We start from the raw sequence: 23,212 nt of genomic DNA on the forward strand, positions 1-23,212 counted from the left end.
CCCCCCCCTGGGGGGGGGGGGGGCGGGGGGGGGGCGTGACGGCGGTGTCCTACCCGAAAAGATCACCAGCCGATCGGGTGCGTCCTGTTCTGCTCCACCTCAGCCGTCACCCCCACCCCCAACCCCTCCCCGCAAGGGGGAGGGGAGCGCGTTGCGCCTCGCCACAGTGCGGGCGTCCACTGGGCACAGCCGGAGGACCGCAGCGTCGCGAGCCTGCGCGCGGAGGACTGCGAAAACCCGCTTGCATCCCGCCGAGAATTGCTCCATATGCAGCGCCTCGACGGCGCCGCGGCGCGGTCGAGACGGATGCGGGTGTAGCTCAGGGGTAGAGCACAACCTTGCCAAGGTTGGGGTCGAGGGTTCGAATCCCTTCGCCCGCTCCAAATTCTCCTTGTCCCCTCAAGGATGCTCGAAGGCCCGCCGCTCAGGCGGGCTTTTCGCTTTTCAGGTCCCCTTCACATCTCCGGCAGCGGCGCCTCGACGGTGCAGACCACGCCCTCGGGCGCGTAGGCGAGGTCGACCGTGCCGCCAAGCTCGGCGCCGAGGCTTCGCACGAGCCGAGTCCCGAAGCCGCTGCGGGTCGGGGGCGCGACCGGCGGGCCGTGGCGCTCCTCCCAACGCAGGTGCAGGCGCCGTCCCGATTCGGTGCCGACCTCCCAGCGAATCGCCACCCGCCCCGTCGGCACCGAGAGCGCGCCGTATTTCGCCGCGTTGGTGGTGAGCTCGTAGAGCGCCATGGCGATGGCGAGAGCGGCTCGGGGGTCGAGGCGCACCTCCGGTCCCTGCAGCGCGAACCGGTCGTCCCCGCGATAGGCCGCGACCGCCTCCCCGATGATCTCGCGCAGCTCCGCGCCCTCCCAGTTCTCCCGGGTCAGCACGTCGTGGGCCTGGGCGAGCGCCATGAGGCGGCCCTCGAAGGTTCGGCGCGTGTCGTCGGCGCCCGGGGCGCCCTTGAAGGTCTGGGCCGCGATGGCCTGGACGGTCGCGAGCGTGTTCTTCACCCGGTGGTTCAGCTCGTTGATGAGGAGCCGCTGGTGGATCTCGCCCTGCTTGCGGTCGTGGATGTCCTCGGTGGTGCCGTACCACTTCACGATCCGGCCGCTCTCGTCGCGGCGGGGATAGGCGCGCGAATGCATCCAGCGATAGGTGCCGTCGCGCATGCAGGCCCGGTGCTCGATGTCGTAGGGCTTTCCCGTGGTCACGGCCTCGGTCCAGACCGCCACGGAGCGGTCGAGATCCTCCGGATGCATCACCTCGCCCCAGGAGGCGCCGAGCCCGCTGGTGCCGGTCCAGTCGTGCCAGCGCGCCCCGACCGAATCGAGCAAGCCGTCGGGCGTGGCGGTCCAGGCGGTCTGCGGGCTCAGGTCGATGGCGGTGCGGTAATGGGCCTCGCTCTCGCGCAGGGCAAGCTCCGTGAGCCGCATCTCCGTGACGTCGTGACCCTCGATGAAGATTCCCGTGACCCCGCCGCGCTCGTCGGTGAGGGGCTGGAGGACGAAATCCACGTAGCGCGTCTCCAGCGCTTCGCCGGCCCGGCGCCGCAGGCGGGCCGGCATGTGCCGGCCGAGATAGGGCCGCCCGCTCCGGTAGACCCCGTCGAGGAGCTCGAAATAGCCCTGGCCGTCCAATTCCGGCAGCGCCTCCCGGATTGATCGCCCGATCGCCTCGCGGCCGCCCACGAAATCGAGATAGGCCGCGTTGGCGAGCTCGAAGACGTGCTCCGGGCCGCGGGTGATCGCCATGATGCCGGGCGCCTGCTCGAACATGTCGCGCAGGCGCCGGCCCTCCTCGGCGATCCGGCGCTCAGCCAGCACGCGCTCGGTGGTCTCGACCACGATCGCCAGCACGCCCCCGGGCGCCCCGCTCTCGTCGAGGACAGGGCTGTAGTCGAGGTTCATCCATACGGGCTCGGGCTCGCCGCGCCGGTGGAGCGTCAATTCCTGGTCGCGGAAGGAGAGCGAGCCGCCGGCGAGGCCCACCCGCATGACATGGTCGTTGAAGGCGGCCACCTCGGGCCAGCCCTCGCGCACCTTCGAGCCGAGCAGGCGCGGATGGCGATCGGCCGCGAAGCCCGAATAGGCGTCGTTGTAGATCATGACGCCGTCGGGGCCCCACAGGAGCACCATCGGGACGGGCGAGCGCAGCAGGATCCCGACGGTGGTCTTCAGGCTCTGGGGCCATCCCGCGATGTCGCCGAGCGGGGTGCGGCTCCACGCGTGGGCGCGCACGAGGGCGCCGAGCTCGCCGCCATCGAGGCCGTCATGGCACGGGTTGTCAGGCATCGCGGCCGCCCGGGCGCGGGTGCGCGGATCGGGACCGGGCCGGTCCGCCCGGCGGGATCATGCGAGGGGTGGCCAAGCGAGCGGTCTCGGAGAGAGCGGCGGACGACGTCCCGGCGCCATACGACAGGCGAACCGGGGCCGACAAGCGTCCGATCGCCGCAACGGCAAAGGGCGAGGCGCCCGGTTATGCCCGGATCGTCCCCGCCCTGTTTGGTCCCCACGTGCCTGCCGGAAGGGTCGTCCGAAATGGTTAACAAATGGTTAACGTGACCATCCGTCATCAACGGAGCCGTAACCGTTCGGGGTGCGCCCGCGTTGGTCCAGGAGGCCGCCGCCCTCGCACAGGAGAGCCCATGGAGTCCCGTTCGAACGCTCCCGCCGTCCTCGTCGTCGAGGAGGAGACCCATCAGCGCGAGGCCATCGTCTCGCATCTCGAAGCCGCGGGCTTCTCGGCGCTCGGCGTCGAGAGCACGGACGAGGCCCTGGGCCTGCTTCGCGCCCGCACGATCCTCGCCCTCGTGACGGACGCGCACCTGCCGGGACCGATGGACGGGTTCGAGCTCGCCCAGACGGCGCGCGAGCGATTTGCCGACCTGCCGGTGGTGATGATGTCGGGGCACTCGGACGCCAGCTCCGGCGCCCTGCCGGAGGGAGCGGCCTTCGTGGCCAAGCCCTATCTCCTGGAGCACCTGGTCCCGACCTTAAGGCGGATGACGGGCGTGCGGTGAGAGGCGCGCCTCGCCTCCCCCGCGTGGGGAGGGATGGGGGTCGAAAAGTCGAAGCGGGGGTTAGGGAGGGGAGCACGCACGCGCGTACAGCCCTTTTCTGGACCGGGACCTCTCGCGTCCCGACCCCCACCCCCTCCCCCCAAGGGGGAGGGGGATCGGCGGCGCGTTACTGGAGGACGACGACGCGGGCGCCGACGCGGACCCGGTTGTAGAGGTCGGTGACGTCATCGTTCGTCATGCGGATGCAGCCCGAGGAGACGGCCTGACCGATGGTCTCGGGCTCGTTCGAGCCGTGGATCCGGTAGAGCGACGAGCCGAGATACATGGCGCGGGCGCCAAGCGGGTTCTCCGGGCCGCCGGGCATGTAGCGCGGCAGGTCGGGGCGGCGGCGCAGCATCTCGGCCGGCGGACGCCAATCGGGCCACTCGCGCTTCATGCTCACCGTCTTGGTTCCGCTCCAGGTGAAGCCGGGACGGCCGACGCCCACCGAGTACTGGATCGCCTCGCCGCGGCCCGTGACGTAGAACAGGCGGCGCTGGGAGGTGGAGATCACGATCGTGCCGGGGGCGAACTTCCCGTCGAACTGCACGAGCTGACGCGGCTCGGCGACGGCCTGGGGCCGGAAATAATCGCTGTCGTCGGGCTGGCTTGAGCCGGAAAAGAGGGGATCGTTGTAGGCCGCGTAGCGGGCCGAGGAGGTGTCGAGCGGAGACGCGTGGGCGGCGACCGAGCACAGGAGCCCGGCGAGGACGAAGGCAAGACGGCGCATGTGAGTATTCCCTCGATGTGCTTGGCAGGGCAACGTCACAGCAGCGCTCGCGGTTCACTCGACGATGACGAAAATGCGTCACCTTTTCCGTTTCAACCTTCCGTGAACCTGCCGCTACGGCCAGGCTTGCTTGGCCGGAACGCACGAGCGTGATTCGCGCCGCCTCCTCCGGGACGGCCCATCGTTGTCGTCGGGGCGCTGGCGTGCTAGCGCGCTCGTCCCATGGCCAAACCTCGCTTGTCCCTCCGCGGCGATACGGGTCCGCTCCTCGGCCGCCTCTGGCACGCCTGGGTCCGCCCGCACACGCCGACGCTCGTCGTCATTCTCGCCCTGATCGCCGTGGGAGCGGCGGCGACGAGCCTCTACCCGCTCCTCATCAAGTACGCCTTCGACGCCTTCGACCGGCGCGACATGGGAGCGATCCAGTGGGCGCCCCTCGTCGTGGTGGTGGTCACGGCCGTGAAGGGCTTCGCGCTCTACGGGCAGGTGGTGCTCGTCAACCGGGTGGTGACCCGGGTCGAGGCCGACATGCAGGCGGCGCTCTATGCCCGCCTGATCGACGCGGATCTGGCCGTGCTCGGGCGGGAGAGCGCCGCGGCCCTGACCCAGCGCTTCACCACGGATTTCTCCTACATCAAGGAGGCGCTGACGCGGCTCGCCACCGTGTTCGTGCGCGACGTTCTCACGGTCGCCGCGCTCGTCTGCGCCATGCTGTGGATCGATCCCGTGGCGACCCTGGCGGCGGGCGTGCTCGCCCCCATCGTGGCCCCGCCCATCGCCCGCATCGGCAAGAAGCTGCGCCACGTCTCAACGGCGACGCAGGAGCAGATCGGCGCCATGGCGGGCCTCGTCTCCGAGAGCCTCGCGGGGGCCCGCGTCGCCAAGGCCTATCGGCTCGAGGGCTATCTCAAGGGCCGCGTCGCGGATGCCTTCGAGGGCGTGCGCCGCCTCAAGATGAAGGCCGCCAACGCCCGGGCCCGCCTCGACCCGCTGCTCGAGATCGGGGGCGGCGTCGGCGTCGCCGCGGTGCTGGCGCTCATCGGCTGGCGCATCGGCCAGGGCGCCACCACGATCGGCGACTTCACGGGCTTCGTGACGGCGCTGCTGCTCGCCGCCCAGCCGATCCGCGCGCTCGGCAACCTGCACGCCATCCTCCAGGAGGCGGCGGCGGCCTTGAAGCGCTATTTCGCCGTGATGGACACGGCGCCCACCATCGCCGACCGGCCCGGCGCGGCCCCCCTGGAGGTCTCCCGCGGCGAGGTGCGCTTTTTGGGCGTCGGCTTCCGCTACCGGCCCGACGCCGCGGCGCTCACGGGCGTCGACCTCGTGGCGGCGGGCGGGCGCACCACGGCGCTCGTCGGGCGCTCGGGCTCGGGCAAGTCGACGCTGCTCGCCCTCGTGCCGCGCTTCTTCGATGCCGGCGAGGGGCGCATCCTCATCGATGGGCAGGACATCCGCGACGTCAATATCGCGTCCTTGCGCGACGCGGTCGCGGTGGTGACGCAGGACGTGGTGCTGTTCGACGGCACGGTGCGCGACAACATCGCCTTCGGGCGCCCGCAGGCCGGGCAGGATGCCATCGAGGCGGCGGCCCGGGCGGCGGCGGCCCACGACTTCATCGCCTGCCTGCCGGCGGGCTACGACACGATCGTGGGGCCGGGCGGCACGCAGCTCTCGGGCGGCGAGCGCCAGCGCGTGTCGCTCGCCCGCGCCTTCCTCAAGGACGCGCCGATCCTGCTCCTCGACGAGGCGACCTCGGCGCTCGACGCGGAATCGGAACGCCTCGTCCAGGCGGCGCTCGCCGAACTCATGCGCGGGCGCACCACCCTCGTCATCGCCCACCGCCTCGCCACGGTGCGGGACGCGGACCTCATCGTGGTCATGGAGGGCGGCCGCGTGGTCGAGACGGGCTCCCACGACGAGCTTTTCGCCCGCGCGGGCGCCTATGCGCGGCTCGTGCGGCTGCAGATGAGCCGGGACGAGGTGGCGTGAGAGGGGTAGCCCCCTTCACGGCCCTCATGCTGAGGCGCGAAGCGTTGACGCACGCAGCACGCATGTGAGCCGGAGGGAGATCCCTGGAGCGCCCCTCAAGGCTCATGCACTCCCCTCTCTCATGGGGAGAGGGGCCGGGGGTGAGGGGGTACCACGCTGATCCAGCGGTCCGCCCAGCCCCCTCATGCTGAGGTGCCTGCGCCAGCAGGCGTCTCGAAGCACCCAGCACCTTGCCACAGCCCTCCGGAGACCTCTGGAACGCCCTTCGAGGCCGGGCTCACGCAGGGCACCTCAGGACGAGCTCGGGAGGGTCGGACAAGCGAGCCCTCCCTACCCCTCTCGGCACTCAATTCCTACGGGCAGACGAAGCCGCCCGCGCCGTCGCTGCCGCAGCGGGCTCCGGTGGGGAGGATGACGCCACCATTGCCGTCGGAGCGCACATAGGCGCCGTTGGGCAAGCGGAAGCCGCCGACGCCGTCGGAGGCCACGCGGGTGCCGTCGGGCAGGGTGTAGCCCCCCGCGCCGTCGGAGGCGATGCGCCGTGGGCCGCTCGCGGGCGGGACCGCCGCGGGGGTCACGGCGGGCGCCGGCGCGACGGGAGCGACCGGCACGGCCGCCACCTGCACGGCCTGGGGGGCCTGGTTTCGGGAGAAGCCTACGCAGCCTGAGGCGACGGAGGCGAGGGCGGCGACAAGGACGAGATGACGCATCGGAGAACGGGCCTGTTGGGTCGGATCCGGCGATCTTAAGGGAGGGCTTCGGGACCCGCCAGCGGGTCGCGTCCCGGAGCCCGCGTTTGCGGGCGCCAGGACGGTGCCTGCCGCGGGGGAATCTAGAGGCCGGCCTGGCTCACGAACTTCGTGTTGAGATAGGCCTCCACCGCCTCGCGCCCGCCCTCCGAGCCGTAGCCCGAGTCCTTCATGCCGCCGAAGGGCACTTCGGGGATGGCGAGGCCGTTGTGGTTGATGGTGAGCATGCCGCTCTCGACGTTGGCGGCCAGCGCCGTCGCGGTCTTGGTCGAGCGGGTATAGGCATAGGCCGCAAGGCCGAAGGGCAGACGGTTCGCCTCCTCGATCGCCTCGTCGAACCCGGCGAAGGTGGAGACCAGCGCCATGGGGCCGAAGGGCTCCTCGTTCATGGCGTGCGCCTCCCGCGAGACGTTCGTCAGCACCGTGGGCTCGAAGAAGAAGCCCTTGTTGCCGATGCGCCGCCCGCCGGTCTCGACCGTGGCGCCGCGCTGGACCGCGTCCGCCACCATGCCCTCCATGGCCTGCACGCGCCGTGCATTGGCCATGGCGCCCATGGTGCTCTCGGGATCGATGCCCGGCCCCACCTTGCGGGCCTTGGCGGCCGCGACCACGCGCTCCAGGAAGGGCTCGTAGACCGCCTCCTGGACGAGGAAGCGGGTCGGGGCGACACAGACCTGGCCCGCGTTGCGGAATTTCGCGGCCGTGAGCACGTTCGCGGCGGCGTCGAGGTCGGCGTCGTCGAACACGATCGCGGGCGCATGGCCGCCGAGCTCCATCGTGGCCCGCTTCATGTGCCGGCCCGCGAGCGCCGCGAGGTGCTTGCCGACGGGCGTGGAGCCCGTGAACGAGATCTTGCGGATGATCGGGTGCGGGATGAGGTACTCGGAGATCTCCGCCGGCACGCCGTAGACGAGCCCCACCACGCCCTCGGGCACGCCCGCGTCCGCGAAGGCGCGGATGAGCTCGGCGGGGGAGGCGGGGGTCTCCTCGGGAGCCTTGACGATGATCGAGCAGCCCGTGGCGAGCGCCGCGGCGAGCTTGCGGACGATCTGGTTGATGGGGAAGTTCCAGGGCGTGAAGGCGGCGACGGGGCCGACGGGCTCCTTGAGCCCGAGCTGGTAGACACCCTCGGCGCGAGCCGGGATCACCCAGCCATAGGTGCGCCGGGCTTCCTCGGCGAACCAGTCGATGGTGTCGGCGGCGCCCAGCGTCTCCATGCGGGCCTCGGCCAGCGGCTTGCCCTGTTCCAGGGTCATGAGCCGGGCGACCTCGTCGACGCGCGAGCGCAGCAGGTCGGCCGCCTTGCGCATCACCTTGGAGCGCTCGAAGGCGGAGGTCTTGCGCCAGGTGCGGAAGCCCTTCTCGGCGGCGGCGAGGGCGCGGTCGAGATCCTCGACGCCCGCATGCGCCACCGTGCCGATGGTCTCCTCGGTGGCGGGATCGAGCACGTCGATGGTGCGGCCCGAGAGGGCGGGCGTCCAGGCGCCGTCGATGAAGAGCTGCGTGTTCTTGTACATGGGATGTCCTCAGTCGAAGTCACGCCGTCGGGCGCCGGGGCGGACCAGGGGCGATGCTGCGGCGATCATGGCCCTGCGGCGCGTCCGTTTCCAGACGGCAGATGCGCCCCACGGTGAGGGCAGCCTAGGCGGGCGGCATGGGGACGAGGGAGAGTCTTGGGCGTCACATAACAGCCAACTCCCATGCCCTCAAGATCAATGACTTAGATCGGCATAGAAGCAATTACAATCCGACAAGCCGCCAAATAAGTCCCGATTATGGCCCGTGCTCGCCAGATAAATTCCGACTGGTGTGACCCGGCGCGGGGCCCCGGCGACCAATAAGACGCCGTGAAAGCATTCCGCCCGGGTTCACCGGTGGGAGCGTCGCTGCATCCACGAGGGCCGGATCACCGAGCGGGCCAGGGTAGGGTACGCTCCGGCCGTTGATCGGCGGTCTGGTGGTCATCTCGTCGAAGGCACGGGCGTCGGCGCAGCAGCTGGATTTCCTCGCCGCGATGCAGGCTTAATTGCGAGAGACCTTCGCCGTTCCTGACGGTAATCGGGAGCGCCTATCTCGGGTGCCTCGTCGCGAGCCGCTCAGGTGATGTGGTGCACCTCGAACAGCGCGTCGAAGAACTCCGTCAGAATCCGCTTGGCATTGGCCGCGGGCTCTCCCTTGCCGGCGTCGTAGAACTCCGCCCCGCCGAACCGGTAGACCTCATAGCCCTTGAGCCGCAGGGCCCGGTCGGCCGCGACCATCTCGGCGTACTTGCGGGTGTCGGCGACATCGCCCTTCGCGTAGTGCTGCTTGCCGTCGATCTCGACCACTACCCTCTGCCGACCGGGCAGGAGCATCAGGTAGTCCATCCGCTGCCGCATGCGGGACTTCCCCCCAGGCAACTCGCGCGCCATCAGGGGATCGTAGTGGAGGTAGACCTGCGGGATTAGGGCCGGCAGCCGGTCGGCGAGCCTCGCGCCGTAGATCTCAAGGTAGGTCCGAAAGAACAACTGCTCCGGAGGCGAGTCGAGGCTGGCCGTGAGCCGGTCGACAAGGCCTTGCTCTGATGGGTCGGCCTCCAGCTTCCGCGAGGCGTCCCGCCACCAGTCGAGCAACTCCAGCCAGCTGAGGCTGTCCCTCAGCGGCCTGTCGTAGACGAGGCAGCGGCCGTCGTCGCCCAGGACGGCCAGGTCCCCGTCGAGGACATCGCTGATCCCGATGCTGGGCTTCGTACCGGTGGCCGCGAAGATCAGGGATCGTGCGGTGGAGAACCCTCCGGTCTCGGCCAGTCGCACCTCGTAGACCGTCCGCCCTGACTGGAACCTTGCCGGGACGAGCTCATGGCCGTCCAGCCGAAGCGCATCGCCGACACGCTGGGCCAGCAAATTGTTCTCCGCTTCGCTCCGGTGGATCGGTGCCAGGAGCTCGACGACGAGACGGCGGAATCTCTCGGTGGAGCAGCGAAAGGCACCGACCTTCTCGAAGAGCGTCCGCGACGGCAGACCGTCGGACCCAGCGAGCAGATCCACCACGGCCGCCAGGCTTGCACGGCCGTCCGAGGTGGACCCTGTCTTCGGGAGCACGAAGATCCGACCCAGAATTTCGCCGAACTCTTCGTCGACGCGCTGACCTTCGAAGAGACCCGCAACGTCGCGCCGCGTGACCTTGGTGATCTCGGGCTCTTCCGCATGGAGAAGGAGGGAGACATTCTCCTGGAGGGCGTAGTCTTGACGGCGGTCAGCCAAGAACGCGCAAAATTTCAACGCTTCGCGCTCTGGCAAGCCTCTCAGTAGATGTCGAAATAGTTTAACGGCGTTCTTGTCCCAGCTCACATGTCTGTCGACGCTGCTAAATCCGCCGCCCTTCGCGACGAATTCCGACAGTTCTTCCTCTGGTCTGGCGAGAAAGTCTTTCGACATCTGCACAGCTTGTTCGGGGCTGATGCTACTGGCGTGGCTGTTGACGAATGCATCGAAGACTTCGAAGGGTTTCACGGCGGCCCGACTCCTGGCATCGTCGGGGCCACCTTGGTCCCCAGCTGGAAAGGTTTGGTTACCGGGCGCGGCCGCAGGGGCTGCCGCCATGCGGGCCGCAGGGACCGCGCGAATCCTGGCAGGTCCAGGATACACCCGGACGGCGCGTCGCTCACGGCCCGCGGCCGCCGGCGGGGCCCAACCCTCGGGAACGCCTCGTGGCGAGCGGCGGTCACGCAGCTAAGTCGTTGCATAGAATTAGTTAATCGCCGCAACATTGCTTCTCGACCAGCCTCGTGAACCGCTCTCGGGTGACCCATGTCGCCGTCCCACAGATCGCCAACCCGAAGCATCGGGCCAACTGGTTGGTCGAGGGCTGGACGCCTCATGGGGTGGTGCGCGGTGCCCTCAGGAGCTACGCGACCGGCGCGTATTTCGAGGTGCCTGCCAATCCGGCCTGCCTCGCCGGGATCCCCGTCGTTTATGGCCGCAAAGAGGGGGCCGCGCTGGCCATCTCCGTCCGGAAGCGTGAGACATTCCTCTCCTGCACGAAGGAAAGCCCGACGGGGCTGGACATGCGCGTTCTCGCGCGCCGGGTCAGGGGCCGCTTCGTCGATGGCCGCGATTGGGATCCCGCCATGTGCGAGGTGGAGCGCCTGGAGATTGGCCGACGCGTCGTGGCCTCCGGGCGCGACGGGCTCCTCTTCACCTCGCCGGAAAGGCTTGCCGGGTCATGCGTATCGCTCCTCAACGGCAGCACACTCGACCGCGCGATCCAGGGCGACCACTTCCGGTTCATGTGGGACGGAGCACAGATCAATCAGCTGTACGCCTTTCGCAACGGCGAGGCGATACGACCGTCCGATCTCAGGCAGGACAGGGACATACTAGCCGCCTGACAGACAGGCGAGGGAGCAGGAGAGGGCCTCCATTGGTCCTTCAGTTCCTTATGAGCGCCAGGGCGAGTGATCTCGGTTGTGTGCTTTGCTCGCCCAAGCCTGCTCGCTCGCAGGCGGCGCCTCCTTTGCAATCTTGCGCCCACTGTCGCATCAGCGCAGGACGGGCGCGAACTTGACCAGTCTGGCACTTGGGCCCAAGTAGCCCTTGTTGCATGAGGCCACTCGACGCTCAGATCTCGACACCTAGGGAAGTTGGAGGCGTGAAGTGACCTGCTACATTCGCCCGGCTCCCAACCCGGTCGATCAGCGCGTGGGCGCGCGCATCCGCGAAAGGCGCCAAGCATTGGGCCTAACGCAAGCGGAGCTTGGGGCGGCAATCGGGCTCTCCATGCATCAAATCCTGAAATATGAGAAGGGGCGCTGTCGGGTGAGCGCGACCAACCTCTCTCGCCTTAGCGCTGTACTCGGCGCCCCGACCTCCTTCTTTTTCGGCAAAGGCGCCCCCGATGGCCGCAGCGGTGTGTCTGACGGCGCTTCTTATGACCTGACCATCGTGCTTAAGGCCGAGCCCCTGGCCGCAGAAATGATGCGAGCGTTCTTGCGCATCTCCGATGTCGAGGTCAGGCGGGAGGTACTGGCGATGGTAGAGGCCGCTAGCGGCCGGTCCGCCGTCCCGCGGAGCCGGACGACAAAGGGCGTTCGCGGCCGCAAGGAGCGACACGACAGCGCTTCGCGTTGAGGGTGAACCAGGGTGCCTTGCCCTGTGGGTAGTTTACCACGCTCCGGAAAAGGGCGTTGACCCTTTCTGTAAACCCCTGGATCCTTCGGATTCGAAGGGATTCACGATGACACAGTGGTCGGTGCCGACAATCCTGAAGGAAAGACGCGAGCGGCTTGGCCTCTCCCAGGCGGACGTTGCGGCACGGCTCAGCGTCACCAAGGGCATGCTCAGCCTTATCGAAGGTGGCAAGCGCACCCCAACCGAGGACCAGATCGCGATCCTCTCCTCGGTTCTCCGCGTGCCTCGCGATTTACTGGAGCTCGCTCCCGGCCGCTTGCCCCATGACGTCCAGCTTGCGCTCGATCTCGACGCCGCGGGAGTAGTGGCCGCCGTCCGACAGCGCATAGAGGCCCAAGCTGTCTCATATCCGACGGAGCCGCAGGTGCCATTCACGGCGGCCGGCAGCCCGCTGCCTGTCGAGCGCCCCACCATTCCAGAGCGCATCGACGCGGTGAAGACGAGCACCTCGTACCGAGCGCACAGCTATCATACGAAGGTGCCTCCGGAGGCAATCATCCCCTTCGTCGAAGCGTACACCCGACCCGGGGAACTCGTCTTTGACCCCTTCTGCGGGTCCGGAATGACCGGTGTCGCCGCGCTCAGGGCTGGCCGGAACGCACTCCTCTCGGATCTTTCCCCCTCGGCGGTCCACATCGCGCGAAACTATACCGCTTATTGTGACCCAGCTGCCCTCTCCGTTGGTCTTTCGCGCGTGGAAGCGGCGGTAGCCCCTACAATGGAATGGCTCTATCGCCCAGTAGGTTCAGACGACATCGTCGAATACACAACTTGGAGCGACGTGTACCGCTGCCCTCAGTGCACCGGTCGAATCCTCTACTGGGACGTGGTACAGAAGAACGGTGCGAGCGCTGACGGCGTCGAGTGCCCGAGATGCTGCTCTGTCACGCGAAAGGCCGACCTGGAATGGATCGGCGAGGAGCCGGTGCAGAGCCACGTCTCCCGTGGAAGCAACCGCATCCACACGCACCGGCCTACGCCAGCGGAGCTTTCACTGATCGCCGACGCCGACAGCGCTCCTATTCCATACTGGACCCCGAACGTGGCGTTCGGCTCGGATCGCGAGATGTGGCGCGCTGGGCACCGCTCGATGGGCATCCATGCCGCCGGAGATTTTTTCACCCGCCGCAACCTGCATGCCCTCGCGGCGCTCCGGCACGCCATCGTTGGACAATCGGAAGGTCGCGTGCGCGAGGCGCTCATGTTCGCTTTCACGGCGGCGGTGAACAGGGCCTCGCGGCGGTACCAGTGGAATGCGAAGCGGCCTACGAACGTTATGACGGGGACGCTCTACATCTCTTCGCTCCGGTACGAGTGGAACGTGTGGAGCCTCTTCCGACGGAAGGCTGCCGACGTCCTGCGGTACTACAAGGACTTCCCGAAGGACGCGGCTCAAGCCCAGGTTTTTCAGCGCTCGGCCACCGACCTGGGCTGCATCCCTGATGGCGCCGTCGATCTCGTTTTCATGGATCCGCCATTCGGTGCCAATATCTTCTACGCGGACGCCTCCCTGCTCTGGGACGCATGGCTCGGGCATCTCACCGACACCAGTGCCGAGATCGTGGTGAACAAGCACCGCTCTACCTCGACCGGCGGCAAGACGCTCGACGATTACGGCGACCTGATGTGCCAGGCTTTCTCGCACGCGCGTCGCGTCCTGAAGCCGGACGGCCGCGCTGTACTCGCGTTCTCGAACTCCGACGACGCCGTATGGGAGGCGGTCCGCAAGGCTCTGGATGAAGCCGGTTTCGCCACGGAATCCGTGCACATGCTCTACAAGGGCCAGCCCTCGATCAAGGGCGTGAAGGGCGTGACGGGCAAGGAGAACGTGACGACCTTCGACCTGATGCTCTGCCTCGCCAACAAGGCTCAATATCCTGTGAAGGCGCCTGTTGAGCCCGCATCGGAGGACTTCGTCGACGCGGCCATACGGCATGCCCTCGTACGCGGCGGGCGTACCGACGAAATCTACTCGGCCGTTGTGCAGGCCGCACTTGCCGGCGGTCGCGCCGTGGCCGGCATCACCATGCCGTACGTGGCCGAGCGCTGCGCCGCGCTTGGGGCGCGCGAAGTGAAAGGGCGGTGGACGTTCGCTCCGCCGTCCTCACAGGCAGACGTGGACTTCGTGTCGGGTTATATCGCCGCCCCATCATCCGTTCCCGTGACCGAGGGAGGCGAGCCAGTCAGAAAGCCTGCCCCGGCGACGCGTGTTCAGGGTGGGCGGAATAGTGCCCTCTATACGGCCCACAGCTACCATACGAAGGTGCCGCCCGAAGCGATCAAACCTTTCATCGAGCACTACACCAAGCCCGGCGACGTTGTGCTCGACCCGTTCTGCGGCTCGGGGATGACCGGGGTCGCAGCGGCCCTCGCAGGCCGGCGGGCAGTCCTGAACGACCTTTCCCCCGCTGCCGTCCACCTGGCGTGGAACCACACACGCGATTGCAGCCCGGAAGCTCTCCGGGCGGGCTTCGATGAGCTCGACCGGAAGATCGGGCCGAAGGTCGCGGAGCTCTATTCGACGCGGCACGGAACGGGCGAGGTGGGCCTGATCCACTGGACAATGTGGAGCACTCGTCACCGCTGCCCACACTGCCGGAAGGAGTTCCTGCTGTGGGACGCCATCGACCGTAAGACGGGTCGGGTTGGCCGAACGGTCGAGTGCACGAGTTGCGGGAAGGAGATCAAGCGGTCCGGATTGGAGGCGTTGGGATCGGTGCCGGCGTGGATCTCCTACGAGACCGAGGATGGGCGACGACACGAGAAGCCAGCTTCGGCCGACGATATCCGCCATGCACTCTCGTTCAGCCGAGACGACATCCGGGACTGGTACCCGCGGGTCGCAATCGGCAAGGACCGGGAGATGTACATTCGGTGCGCACTCGGGCTGCAGAACGTCGGCTCCGTTGCGGATTTTTACACGGCCCGCAACCTCCAAGCGCTCGCCTTGATCTGGAGGGAGATCCAGGCCGTCCCCGATGATCGCACCCGTCGCGCGTTGGCGTTCGCCTTCACGAACACCGCCTGGCACGGAACCAGGATGCGTCGCTTCAATGCCCGCGGCGGACAGCGTCCGCTGACGGGAACCCTATACATTCCGCAGCTGTCCTCCGAGGCCAATGTCCTGGAGGTCATGCGCAACAAGATCGAGCAGCTAGCACGCTACTATCGCGTTTACCGGCCGCTTGGCGTCGATCCTCCGTCGGTTCTGCTCGGCAGTGCCACAAACCTCGTCGCGGTCGCGGACGAGTCGGTCGACTATGTGTTCACCGATCCGCCGTTCGGGTCGAACATCTTCTACGCAGATTGCAGCCTGATATGGGAGGCATGGCTTGGGCGACTGACTGACCAGAGCTTCGAGGCCGTGGTCAACCGCTCTCTCACGCCCGAAAAGGGCGGGAAGACGCTGCAGCGCTACGGGGAGCTCATCGGGGCGTCGCTGCGGGAGATCGCTCGGGTCCTCAAGGACGGCGGCTGGGCGACAGTCGTCTTCCACAACACCGATGGGGCCGTCTGGCAAGCCATCCGGGACGCTGCGGACGAGGCGGGGTTCACCTTCCATGAGGCTGCCTCCCTCGACCGGCAACAGCAGAGCCATAAGGGCTACAAGGGGCGCTCTGGCGAGGAGGACGTCGCTCATTTCGACGTAATCTTCAACCTGCAGAAGCGAGGCTCAGGCGAGGCCAGGAAGACGGCACCTGTGGCGTCGGCAGAGATCGACCTGAAGCGGATTGTCGAGGAGGTTCTGAAGGATCCGGCCATTGCCCGGCATGGAGCCCAGGGCATCCATGCCGAGGTGATGCGGCGCTTAGCTTCCCAGGGCAGCGCGATCTTCGTCGACTACGCCGAGGTGCGCGACATCTTCGAGGCACTCAGGGCGACGAAGGGCAAGCTGCGCCTGGCTGGTTGAGGAGAATAGCTATCAGATCGGTGAGGGGCCCATCCGCAGCGGTAGATGCCGGGCGGAGCGGGACCGCTCCAACACCATCCATGACGCTGACGAGCGATGGGGAGGCGCACTTCCCTCCGTCCCTGGAGAAGAACACGAACTCGCTTCCCGGGTACACGACGAACGCGGTCCTAAGCCCGTGTATGGCATCACGATAGGCGTGCATCTTGTATAGATCGGCTCTCTTGTAAGTCGCCGTTCCGTCATCAGGATCCTTCTCGTCAGTGTCGAGCCAGTCAAGGCGGTACTTGGCATCGAATGCATGTCGCTGCTCTCCAAACTCAAGCACGACATCTGGCCTTAGAGGCGTCGAGTACGCCCCACCTGACGACCTAGTGAAACTTGCATTGTATCGCAGTCTGATTTTGCCGAATTTTGCCTCTAAGCCGGCGACGAGGCTCTCACCAAGCTCGGTACGCTCAGCCCTGATAGGGGTGACCGCGAGGGAACCGGCTACTTGCCGGACAGCCTTGAACACCTTCAGAAAGACCCAATACTCGTATAGTGTTGCTACGTCCCGACCTTCTAGTAGCCGCGTAGTCTCTTCGGATGTCAGCGGCAGCGAACGGTAACGCCTGAGGTCTGACCAAAAACCATATAGCTCTCGGTACCCTTCTCCCTTAAGTAGTGCCTGGCTGGGTGATTGAAGGCTAGACAGACGTCCGACACCCGCCATGAGGGGGCGTCCTAGCGCCTCATGAAGGAGGACTCCCATCTGCCGGCATGCCGTTCGGAGGTCCGCATGGATGCTGCGATGATCGAGAAAGCGATTGGTCAGGGCCAGGCACTCTGAGACGACATGCCTGACGAATCGGTTCTCCGGAGTGTCGGTGCTCAGTTGCCCCTGAGGAGCTGCTACACTGGCTGGAAAATGACGGCGGGATGGGTTGCCGAAGGTAAGTGCCTGCGCGAGCGGCGTGGACCATCCCGGACTGCCAGGTGGCGCAGGCACCAGCCGATCCGGGTTGGCGAAGATGTCAACGAGGGCTTGCGGATCCAGTGATTGGACGCGATCCGGCGAGACAAGAGGTCGTTCTTGAAGGTAGCGTCGGGTAGGGGCCCTCTCGATGGCGGCCAACCAGTCCTGGAGGCGGTTACCTGGGCGTTCTTCCAGCATGACATGCCGGAGAAGCTGGAGCTGATGGTAAGGGACGGGAGGGCGGGCCTCCAACCCGGGCGAGGTGGAAAAACTAGTCGGCGAGCCCCACCCGAACACTAGACCGGAAGCTAGGTCCGAGACCTCCTGAAGGAGGGCTGAGGCTCCACCTGGCCCAAGTTTCCGGGAACGGACATCCAGGGTAACGCCGAGTAGATTAGCTCGGCCAACAAAATTGCGAAAATTCAGACTTGCGATGGTTTCGCCGTACATGGATCCGCCAAGACTGACAATACGGCTTTCAAAATCCTTCGTGTATGGCGAGGATAACGTAATCACATACTCAGTCTGTTCTTCGAGTTCGAGTACGTCTCCCTGCGAAGCTTCCTTGGAAGTCCCAGTTTTGCGGCAGCGGATCTGGAACGAATGGGTCATTTGAAGAACGACACGTACCCAAACTCCTCCAGCGTCAAAAGCATCTCCCGAGCGCGGGAATAGGAGCGCGGGAACAAAGCCGATGGATCGTCGGGAAGGTCCTCTAGATCAGGAGTGTCCGTCGGTACGGAGCCATCCTTGAGGTAGCCGCAGAGCCGAGCCAGAGGGTTAATCAGCTTAGACCGGTTTCCGGAGAGCCTCGGCAACACTTTCTGAAGAACGGCAACGTCGAGGGCGCGTAGCCAATCGGTGTCTTGTGTGTCCTCTGGTATGATATCGTGGTAGATCTTGATGAAGCGGGCCATCTCGACCGCTGAACGGTAGCCGAAATGAAGTCGCGAACTTTCTAGAATGCTATTGATAGATTTAAGATGAGTGTGAGTATTATCTGGAAGTGCTTTGTAGTCTGCATCGGATGGAAGCGCGAATGACGGTAACGTCAATGGAAACCGAAATCCAGTGGGATCGAGATTTGACCCGCCATTCCTAAGCCGCTCTAGATCCACCTCGTCGAACTCTAGCACCATGCTCCGGTCTAGAACCTTAGGGCTGAAGCCCTGAGTGGTTTCATCTACGTTAACGGTTCCGACCAAGACTAGATTGGTGGGCAGTTCGAGTGTGCGGGGAACCTTGAAAACTTCCGCGGTTCCATCGGGTTTTGCAAGCGTCGCGTCCGGATCGGTCGGTAGTCGATGTAGTGACACGGGTTGCTGAACGATGTTGCCTTCGGGCGTCAGTCGGCGGCTCTCAGTGCAGGCCAGCCAATCCGAGAAGTATTGCTCGACGCGCGCCAGATTCATTTCATCGAGGATCATGAAATAACGATCTGCGAGCGACTTATCTGAGGTGGACTGAAGCTTCCTGTCAGCTCGGAGGATCGTCTCCAACGCTCTGGTGCATTCGTAATGATTTGTGATTGGGTTGACGTATCCGAGCATAGGCTTGCTGTCCACCCAATCAGGCCGCACAGGAATGAGTGCGACTGCGGTTGGGTCTGGCGTCCCTGTAGGATTTCCGAATACGAACGAGGGGCCTATAGGCACCACAGCAGTAGACGTCGGAGCGCTTGTTGAACTTCTGAATGAATAATACTCGCCTACGAGTTCTGCGATCTTAGATTTTCCGGTTCCACTGATGCCGGCAATTATGACAAACGGCTTGGATAGAAACGAAGCAATGTATCTCGCGAGCAAGTCCGGCGAGAATGGAAGATTGCGCTCGACACAATAATCAAAGACAGTCCTCGGCTTGCTTCCAGTCGAAGCTGCCGCGGCATCTGCAGGTGTGATCACTCCTGACATCAATTCATCCACCATGAGAAGGCACTTTGGGAACATCTCCGAGCGAGCCGTTATGATCGTAGCTTTTCCAAACGAAACCCCTTGTTTCTCGGAAATGTATATTCCCTCTGCAGACTTGACGGCTTGATCAATAGCGTCAATTTTGCATTGTGCAGAATTTGACGATCTAGTTCTTGAGACTTCGAACTTCTTTGTTTCTGTCTCAAGCCATCTTCGGTCAAAAATGATAACGACGTCCTTGGAGTCGTCGTATCCCATCAGGATATCTTTGTAGCCACCCTGATCATAATCAGCCATTTTCTTAGGATAGCTGGACATTTGAATACGATATTCATCTGGAGCCCGCGAGCTTGAACCGCTGCCGCCATGTTCAATGGAGAATATCCAGAGATTGAACTTTTTGACCTCCCCGTCGACAAACCACTCTAGTTTGTATGGATTATGCGACGCTTTCGAATGCTGCATGCAGGGATAGCCGTTGGCTTCGAACCCATGAAGCATACGCTCTCTGTCTTGAGGCTCTAAGGACGGCATTGTAGGTGAGCTTCTCCTGGGGGGCGGATTCGGCACCCGGTGCGGTGCAGCAAACATACAGCTCTGCCTAGTCCCCTGCCAGTGCTCTACCCATTGGTGACCCTACCTGAAACTGAAGGGGTGAACCGTTGCCGGGGTGAGTGCGCCCAGCCACTATCCTTCGCATCTCCTGGTCCCAGCGGTTAATCATGGCACAAGACGAAGGGGAAGGTTTCCGGATCCCTGTTGACAAGCTTGGCATTTGTTCCGTATTCGTTCCGTATGAGCACGACCCGCACCAAACACGCTGAACGCACGCCGGCCCTCGCCGGCCGCCCGTCCGCGCCTGTCTTCGTCGCGCCCTCACGGTAGCCCTGCTCCCGTTCCGGAGGGCGCCTGGAGCCCCTCCGATGACCAAGCTTCCCTTTCCGATCCACGACGCTCTGCGAAAGCCCGGGGTCCCTTCCCGTTTGCTCGGGCCGCTCGAACGCGGCCCCCTGAAACGCTGCGCCCGCTCCTGACGCGGGCCACCGAGGATCCCCGATGCCCTCCACTCACGAACGGCGCTATCCGCGCCCGACCCCCTTCACACCCCAGCCGCGAGGCCGACCCGGGGCGCCATAGCGCGCACCCGACGGCGTCCTCGTGCCCTGCGAGGACGCCATGATCGACCAAGACAAGACCACCCTGGAGCTCGCGCTCGACACCCTGACGGGTCTCGACGAGCCCTCTGACGCCCCGGCGACCTCGCCGCGGCTGGCCCCCGCCACAATTACGCTGGCCAGGCATGCCCTGGAGGCCGCCATTCCGGCCGCCTGGCTGCGACGCCTGACGCACGGGACGGGCTCCGCCGCCGTCGTCATCCAGGCGCCCACGGCCGACTGGACGGCCCCACTCGCCCAGGCAATCAAGGCGTTGTGGTCGGACGTCCGCGTCATCGCGCGGGACGGCACGTCCGCCCGCTTCGACCATCGCTCCGATAAGGGCAACGACCACGTCGCCGCGCGGCTCGGTGAGGGGGGGCGCGTCGTCGGCATCGCTCCGGTGCCGGCCCAGCACCTGCCCTCGGCCCTTACCTGTGCCGCCGACCTCACCGTCGTGCTCGATCCGACCCACCCGGCCGTCCTCCGGCGCGTGATCCGGCGCGCCACCGGCCGGTCCGCGGGGCCGCTGCCGGCCGGCCTGGGCGTCGGGCTGTCCTACTCCGACCTCGTCAGCGCGATCCGGGTCGGGTCGACCCCGACCCAGTGCGTGCGGCGCCTGGAGGCCGCCTCTCGCGCGCTCCTCGGCGGCGACGACCGGATCGCGGCCGCGCCGCTCCTTTCTGAGCTCCACGGCTACGGGCTGGCAATGGATCACTGCCTGGCCGTAGTGGACGCCTTGGAGGCGTGGCGCCGCGGCGAGGCCAGCTTCAGCTCTGTGCCACGTTCGCTGCTCCTTTCCTCGGTTCCCGGACTTGGGAAGACGACGCTAATCAGGTCGTTGTCCGCGAGTGCCCGATGCCCGATTCACGAGACCAACGTCGGGAGCTGGTTCGCCTCCACTCAGGGCCACCTCGGCGACGTCGTCCGTGCTGCCGACCAGGCCTTCAACCATGCCGTGGCGCTCGGGCGTGGAGGCCCGGCCATTCTCCACCTCGACGAGATCGACGCCTTGCCGTCGAGGGCATCAATCGACGCGGACCATGCTTCGTGGTGGTCGCCCTTGATCGGACTTCTGCTCACCAGGATCGAGCGTGAGCTGTCCGATCCTCGCTCTCGATTGATCATCTGCGCCTCCACCAACCATCCCCAGAGGCTCGACGAGGCCCTTGTCCGGCCGGGCAGGCTTAGCCCGACCATCCACATCACCTTGCCCACGGCTGCGGATCTTGCCGAGATCTTGCGGAGCCACCTCAAGCAGGACCTCGCCGGCGAGGATCTTCGCCCGGTCGCCGCGCTAGGGGCCGGCGCGACAGGCGCCCAGGCCGCCGCCTGGGTCGGTGAGGCCCGCGAGACCGCCCGGGCAGCCGGCCGGCCCATGAGGATGTCTGACCTGATGGCCGTCGTCGCCCCGCCCGACGACCGGGATCCCGCCGACAGGTGGAGGACGGCAGTCCACGAGGCCGGCCACGGCCTCGCGGCGGCGCTCCTTGAGGCGGGGACGGTCGAGAGCCTCTCGATCCTTCCCGGTGGCACCAGCCACGGCCATACGATCATCGCGCCGCGGACGTCCGTCACCAGAGCCGACCTTGAGGCCAACGCGATGGTGGGCCTGGGCGGCCGTGCCGCCGAGGAGGTGCTCCTCGGTCGCGCGAGCGCGGGGGCGCATTCGGACCTGGAGGCCGTCACCGGCATCGTGGCGAGCATCCATGGTTCGTTCGGCTTGGGGGAGTCCCTCCTCCATCGAGGCAGGGATCCCACTCTCCTGCTCTTCGATCCGGGACTCCGGGAGATCGTCGATGGGGAGATCAGACGCCTTTATCTCCTCACGGTCGGCATCCTGGAGGAGCACGCCGATCTCCTGGAGATCGTCGCCCGCGCGCTGCTGGCCGACCGGATCATGGCCGGGCGCGACCTTCAGCGCCTCGTCGATGGCTACAGGCCGCCGGCGCCCCACCGCCGCACCTCCAGGGGAGGTGGCCATGCCGTCTGATTTCACGGTGCTGGTCGCCGAGCGCCTTGAGCGCGTGCGCCGGGCGCTCGGCGTCCGCGCCCACCGGGACGCGGCCGAGAAGGCCCTCGTCGCGATAGGCCGAGCAGCTCAGGCTGAGGCTGAGCGGCGGGCCGCCCGAAAGGCGCCCACGCGCGTCCCGGGGAACGTCATCCGGTTCCCCCTGGGCCGCGCGGGCAAGCGCGGCCACATCGGGTCGGAAGAAGGCTGATGGGGATCCCGCGGCATTCGAGCGAGCTCGTTCACCGCCTGAAGACCATGCTCCGCGACTCCTGTTGCAGTGCGGCCGCGGTCCGTGCTCAGCTGGCACATCATGACCAGCAGCATGCACTTCAAATCCGCCGCGCTCGACGCGGTGCGGTCCGAACGTATCGGATAAACGGCCCGGTCGCTGCTGACCTCAGGCCGGACCGTCCGGCCGTTCCCGACCCCACCCGCGAGCGACAAGCTCCTCCGCCCGACGGGCGGACGCGATGGAGGTCGACATGACCACAACCCTCGTTCCCCGCCCTGCGGTCGCCCGCAAAGCGCGTCCTCGCGACTAAAGCCGACCTCCGGACCAGCCACGTCTACCCAAGGCGTCGCCCTCGCGGGCGGAGCCATGCCTATGCCTGCCGCACAGGAGATCGCCATGACCATGCTCGCGAAACGTCCCGAACGCACGACGCCCGAACGCCGCCCGCGGCCCGGCCACACGCCGGCGAGCTCGGGCCCGTCCGGCGCCGACCTGCCCGCGCGGCATGCCCGCCGGGCTGGTCCCTTCCCCCGACGTTTGTACCCGTCCGCCCCGGCGACGGGCCCCCCGATTAAGGGAGGCCACCATGGCTCCTACCCATTGTGTCCCGCACGTCGCGTGCCAAACCCGCCCCCTCTCCGTCACGGCACCGGCTGACCTGGGCTTGTTCCCGGGCGCGCCGGTCGTGCGGGAGACACCCCCGTACAATTATGGCTCGGCAATTGATGGCGTCGGTGCCGACCACAAGGCGCTCGGGCGGGCGCCGTTCCGCTCGCTCCTGGAGCGTGACATGCGCACGCTCCTGGGCGCCAACCCCGCCATCGACTGCTACGCGGTCGAGCCGCATACCCTGCATTACTTCATGCCAAACGGCAGGGGCGGCTTCGATCAGCACGAGTACGTTCCGGACGTAGTCTGCCGCTACCGCGCCGGCCCGGTTGTCGTCGTGGACGCGAAGGCCCTGTACTTGAGCAGCCGGCCATCATGGCAGGCGCGCGAGCCCCACATCCGCGAGGCTTACGAGCTCGATCACCGGGTGGCGTTCGTCGTGCTCGACGAGACTGACATCCGGGTCGAGCCCCGCCTCTCGAACTGTCAGATCCTGGAGCGGCACCGCTACATCGTGCGCGACGACGAGGCCCTCGCCCGCGTTCGCGACGCGCTTCTCGCCGTGGGCTTCCCGACGACCGTCCGCGAGGTCGTCCACGAGGCGGGCCTGAAGAGTGTCCCAGGCACCTGCCGGGCGTTCACCGCGCTGCTCAATCTCGCCCTGGGGGGCGAGGTCTTCCTCGATCTCGGGGCGCCCTTCGCGCCCGACACCACCGTCTGGCGGGGTCTCTGAC

General features: G+C 66.4%; 15 protein-coding genes and 1 tRNA gene. 9 read left to right on the forward strand and 7 right to left on the reverse strand.

Features of this window, described 5'->3' with window-relative positions; translation table 11 throughout:
• The first annotated feature begins 308 nt into the window (after nt 1-308).
• A tRNA-Gly gene (locus F0L46_RS21345) sits at nt 309-383 on the forward strand.
• Nucleotides 384-455: 72 nt separating this feature from the next.
• On the opposite strand, the gene F0L46_RS21350 is transcribed toward F0L46_RS21345, so the two are convergent.
• A complete protein-coding gene (locus tag F0L46_RS21350; protein ID WP_149821384.1) occupies nt 456-2,282 on the reverse strand; it encodes a PAS domain-containing HWE histidine kinase family protein in 1,827 nt (608 codons plus the stop codon).
• A gap of 353 nt (nt 2,283-2,635) precedes the next feature.
• On the opposite strand from F0L46_RS21350, the gene F0L46_RS21355 reads away from it, so the two are divergent.
• Nucleotides 2,636-3,010, forward strand: coding sequence for a response regulator (locus F0L46_RS21355; RefSeq protein WP_188312078.1), 375 nt, complete (start codon nt 2,636-2,638; stop codon nt 3,008-3,010).
• A 166-nt stretch (nt 3,011-3,176) separates the two neighbouring features.
• Here F0L46_RS21355 and F0L46_RS21360 read toward each other — a convergent pair whose 3' ends face one another.
• Complete coding sequence (locus F0L46_RS21360) at nt 3,177-3,779, reverse strand: L,D-transpeptidase (protein WP_149821388.1); 603 nt, start codon at nt 3,777-3,779, stop codon at nt 3,177-3,179.
• A 222-nt stretch (nt 3,780-4,001) separates the two neighbouring features.
• On the opposite strand from F0L46_RS21360, the gene F0L46_RS21365 reads away from it, so the two are divergent.
• Nucleotides 4,002-5,771: an ABC transporter ATP-binding protein gene (locus tag F0L46_RS21365; protein ID WP_149821390.1), complete on the forward strand. Its 1,770-nt coding sequence runs from the start codon at nt 4,002-4,004 to the stop codon at nt 5,769-5,771.
• Between the two features lie 353 nt (nt 5,772-6,124).
• Here F0L46_RS21365 and F0L46_RS21370 read toward each other — a convergent pair whose 3' ends face one another.
• The 3 genes from F0L46_RS21370 to F0L46_RS21380 form a co-directional block, all read right to left on the reverse strand.
• The gene (locus tag F0L46_RS21370) at nt 6,125-6,481 is read right to left on the reverse strand and encodes a hypothetical protein (RefSeq protein WP_149821392.1); all 357 of its coding nucleotides are present in this window, start codon (nt 6,479-6,481) and stop codon (nt 6,125-6,127) included.
• A 122-nt stretch (nt 6,482-6,603) separates the two neighbouring features.
• Nucleotides 6,604-8,037: an NAD-dependent succinate-semialdehyde dehydrogenase gene (locus F0L46_RS21375; RefSeq protein WP_149821394.1), complete on the reverse strand. Its 1,434-nt coding sequence runs from the start codon at nt 8,035-8,037 to the stop codon at nt 6,604-6,606.
• Between the two features lie 579 nt (nt 8,038-8,616).
• Entirely contained in the window at nt 8,617-10,011 is a 1,395-nt protein-coding gene (locus tag F0L46_RS21380) for an AbiJ-related protein (RefSeq protein WP_149821396.1), read from the reverse strand.
• A 290-nt stretch (nt 10,012-10,301) separates the two neighbouring features.
• Here F0L46_RS21380 and F0L46_RS21385 point away from each other — a divergent pair, with 290 nt between their 5' ends.
• The 3 genes from F0L46_RS21385 (at nt 10,302) to F0L46_RS21395 (ending at nt 15,598) form a co-directional block, all read left to right on the forward strand.
• A complete protein-coding gene (locus tag F0L46_RS21385; RefSeq protein ID WP_149821398.1) occupies nt 10,302-10,889 on the forward strand; it encodes an RES family NAD+ phosphorylase in 588 nt (195 codons plus the stop codon).
• Between the two features lie 265 nt (nt 10,890-11,154).
• On the forward strand, nt 11,155-11,628 hold the full coding sequence (locus F0L46_RS21390; protein WP_149821400.1) for a helix-turn-helix domain-containing protein: 474 nt from the start codon (nt 11,155-11,157) through the stop codon (nt 11,626-11,628).
• A gap of 106 nt (nt 11,629-11,734) precedes the next feature.
• Nucleotides 11,735-15,598 (forward strand): DNA methyltransferase, encoded by a 3,864-nt coding sequence (locus F0L46_RS21395; protein ID WP_149821402.1) that lies wholly within the window; start codon nt 11,735-11,737, stop codon nt 15,596-15,598.
• On the opposite strand, the gene F0L46_RS21400 is transcribed toward F0L46_RS21395, so the two are convergent.
• Together F0L46_RS21400 and F0L46_RS21405 are read right to left on the reverse strand one after the other, a co-directional pair.
• Nucleotides 15,561-17,168, reverse strand: a complete 1,608-nt coding sequence (locus F0L46_RS21400) for a DUF2357 domain-containing protein (RefSeq protein WP_149821404.1) — start codon at nt 17,166-17,168, stop codon at nt 15,561-15,563. The genes F0L46_RS21395 and F0L46_RS21400 overlap by 38 nt on opposite strands.
• The gene (locus F0L46_RS21405; protein ID WP_149821406.1) at nt 17,165-19,003 is read right to left on the reverse strand and encodes a DUF8727 domain-containing protein; all 1,839 of its coding nucleotides are present in this window, start codon (nt 19,001-19,003) and stop codon (nt 17,165-17,167) included. The genes F0L46_RS21400 and F0L46_RS21405 overlap by 4 nt, the downstream gene beginning before the upstream one ends.
• A gap of 642 nt (nt 19,004-19,645) precedes the next feature.
• Here F0L46_RS21405 and F0L46_RS21410 point away from each other — a divergent pair.
• From F0L46_RS21410 to F0L46_RS21420, 3 genes are all read left to right on the forward strand, one after another.
• Nucleotides 19,646-21,616 (forward strand): AAA family ATPase, encoded by a 1,971-nt coding sequence (locus tag F0L46_RS21410; protein ID WP_149821408.1) that lies wholly within the window; start codon nt 19,646-19,648, stop codon nt 21,614-21,616.
• Nucleotides 21,606-21,845, forward strand: coding sequence for a hypothetical protein (locus F0L46_RS21415; protein WP_149821410.1), 240 nt, complete (start codon nt 21,606-21,608; stop codon nt 21,843-21,845). The genes F0L46_RS21410 and F0L46_RS21415 overlap by 11 nt, the downstream gene beginning before the upstream one ends.
• A gap of 610 nt (nt 21,846-22,455) precedes the next feature.
• A complete protein-coding gene (locus tag F0L46_RS21420) occupies nt 22,456-23,211 on the forward strand; it encodes a hypothetical protein (protein ID WP_210247671.1) in 756 nt (251 codons plus the stop codon).
• Nucleotide 23,212: the final 1 nt, after the last annotated feature.

The organism is Salinarimonas soli (genome assembly GCF_008386575.1).
Taxonomy (GTDB): domain Bacteria; phylum Pseudomonadota; class Alphaproteobacteria; order Rhizobiales; family Beijerinckiaceae; genus Salinarimonas_A; species Salinarimonas_A soli.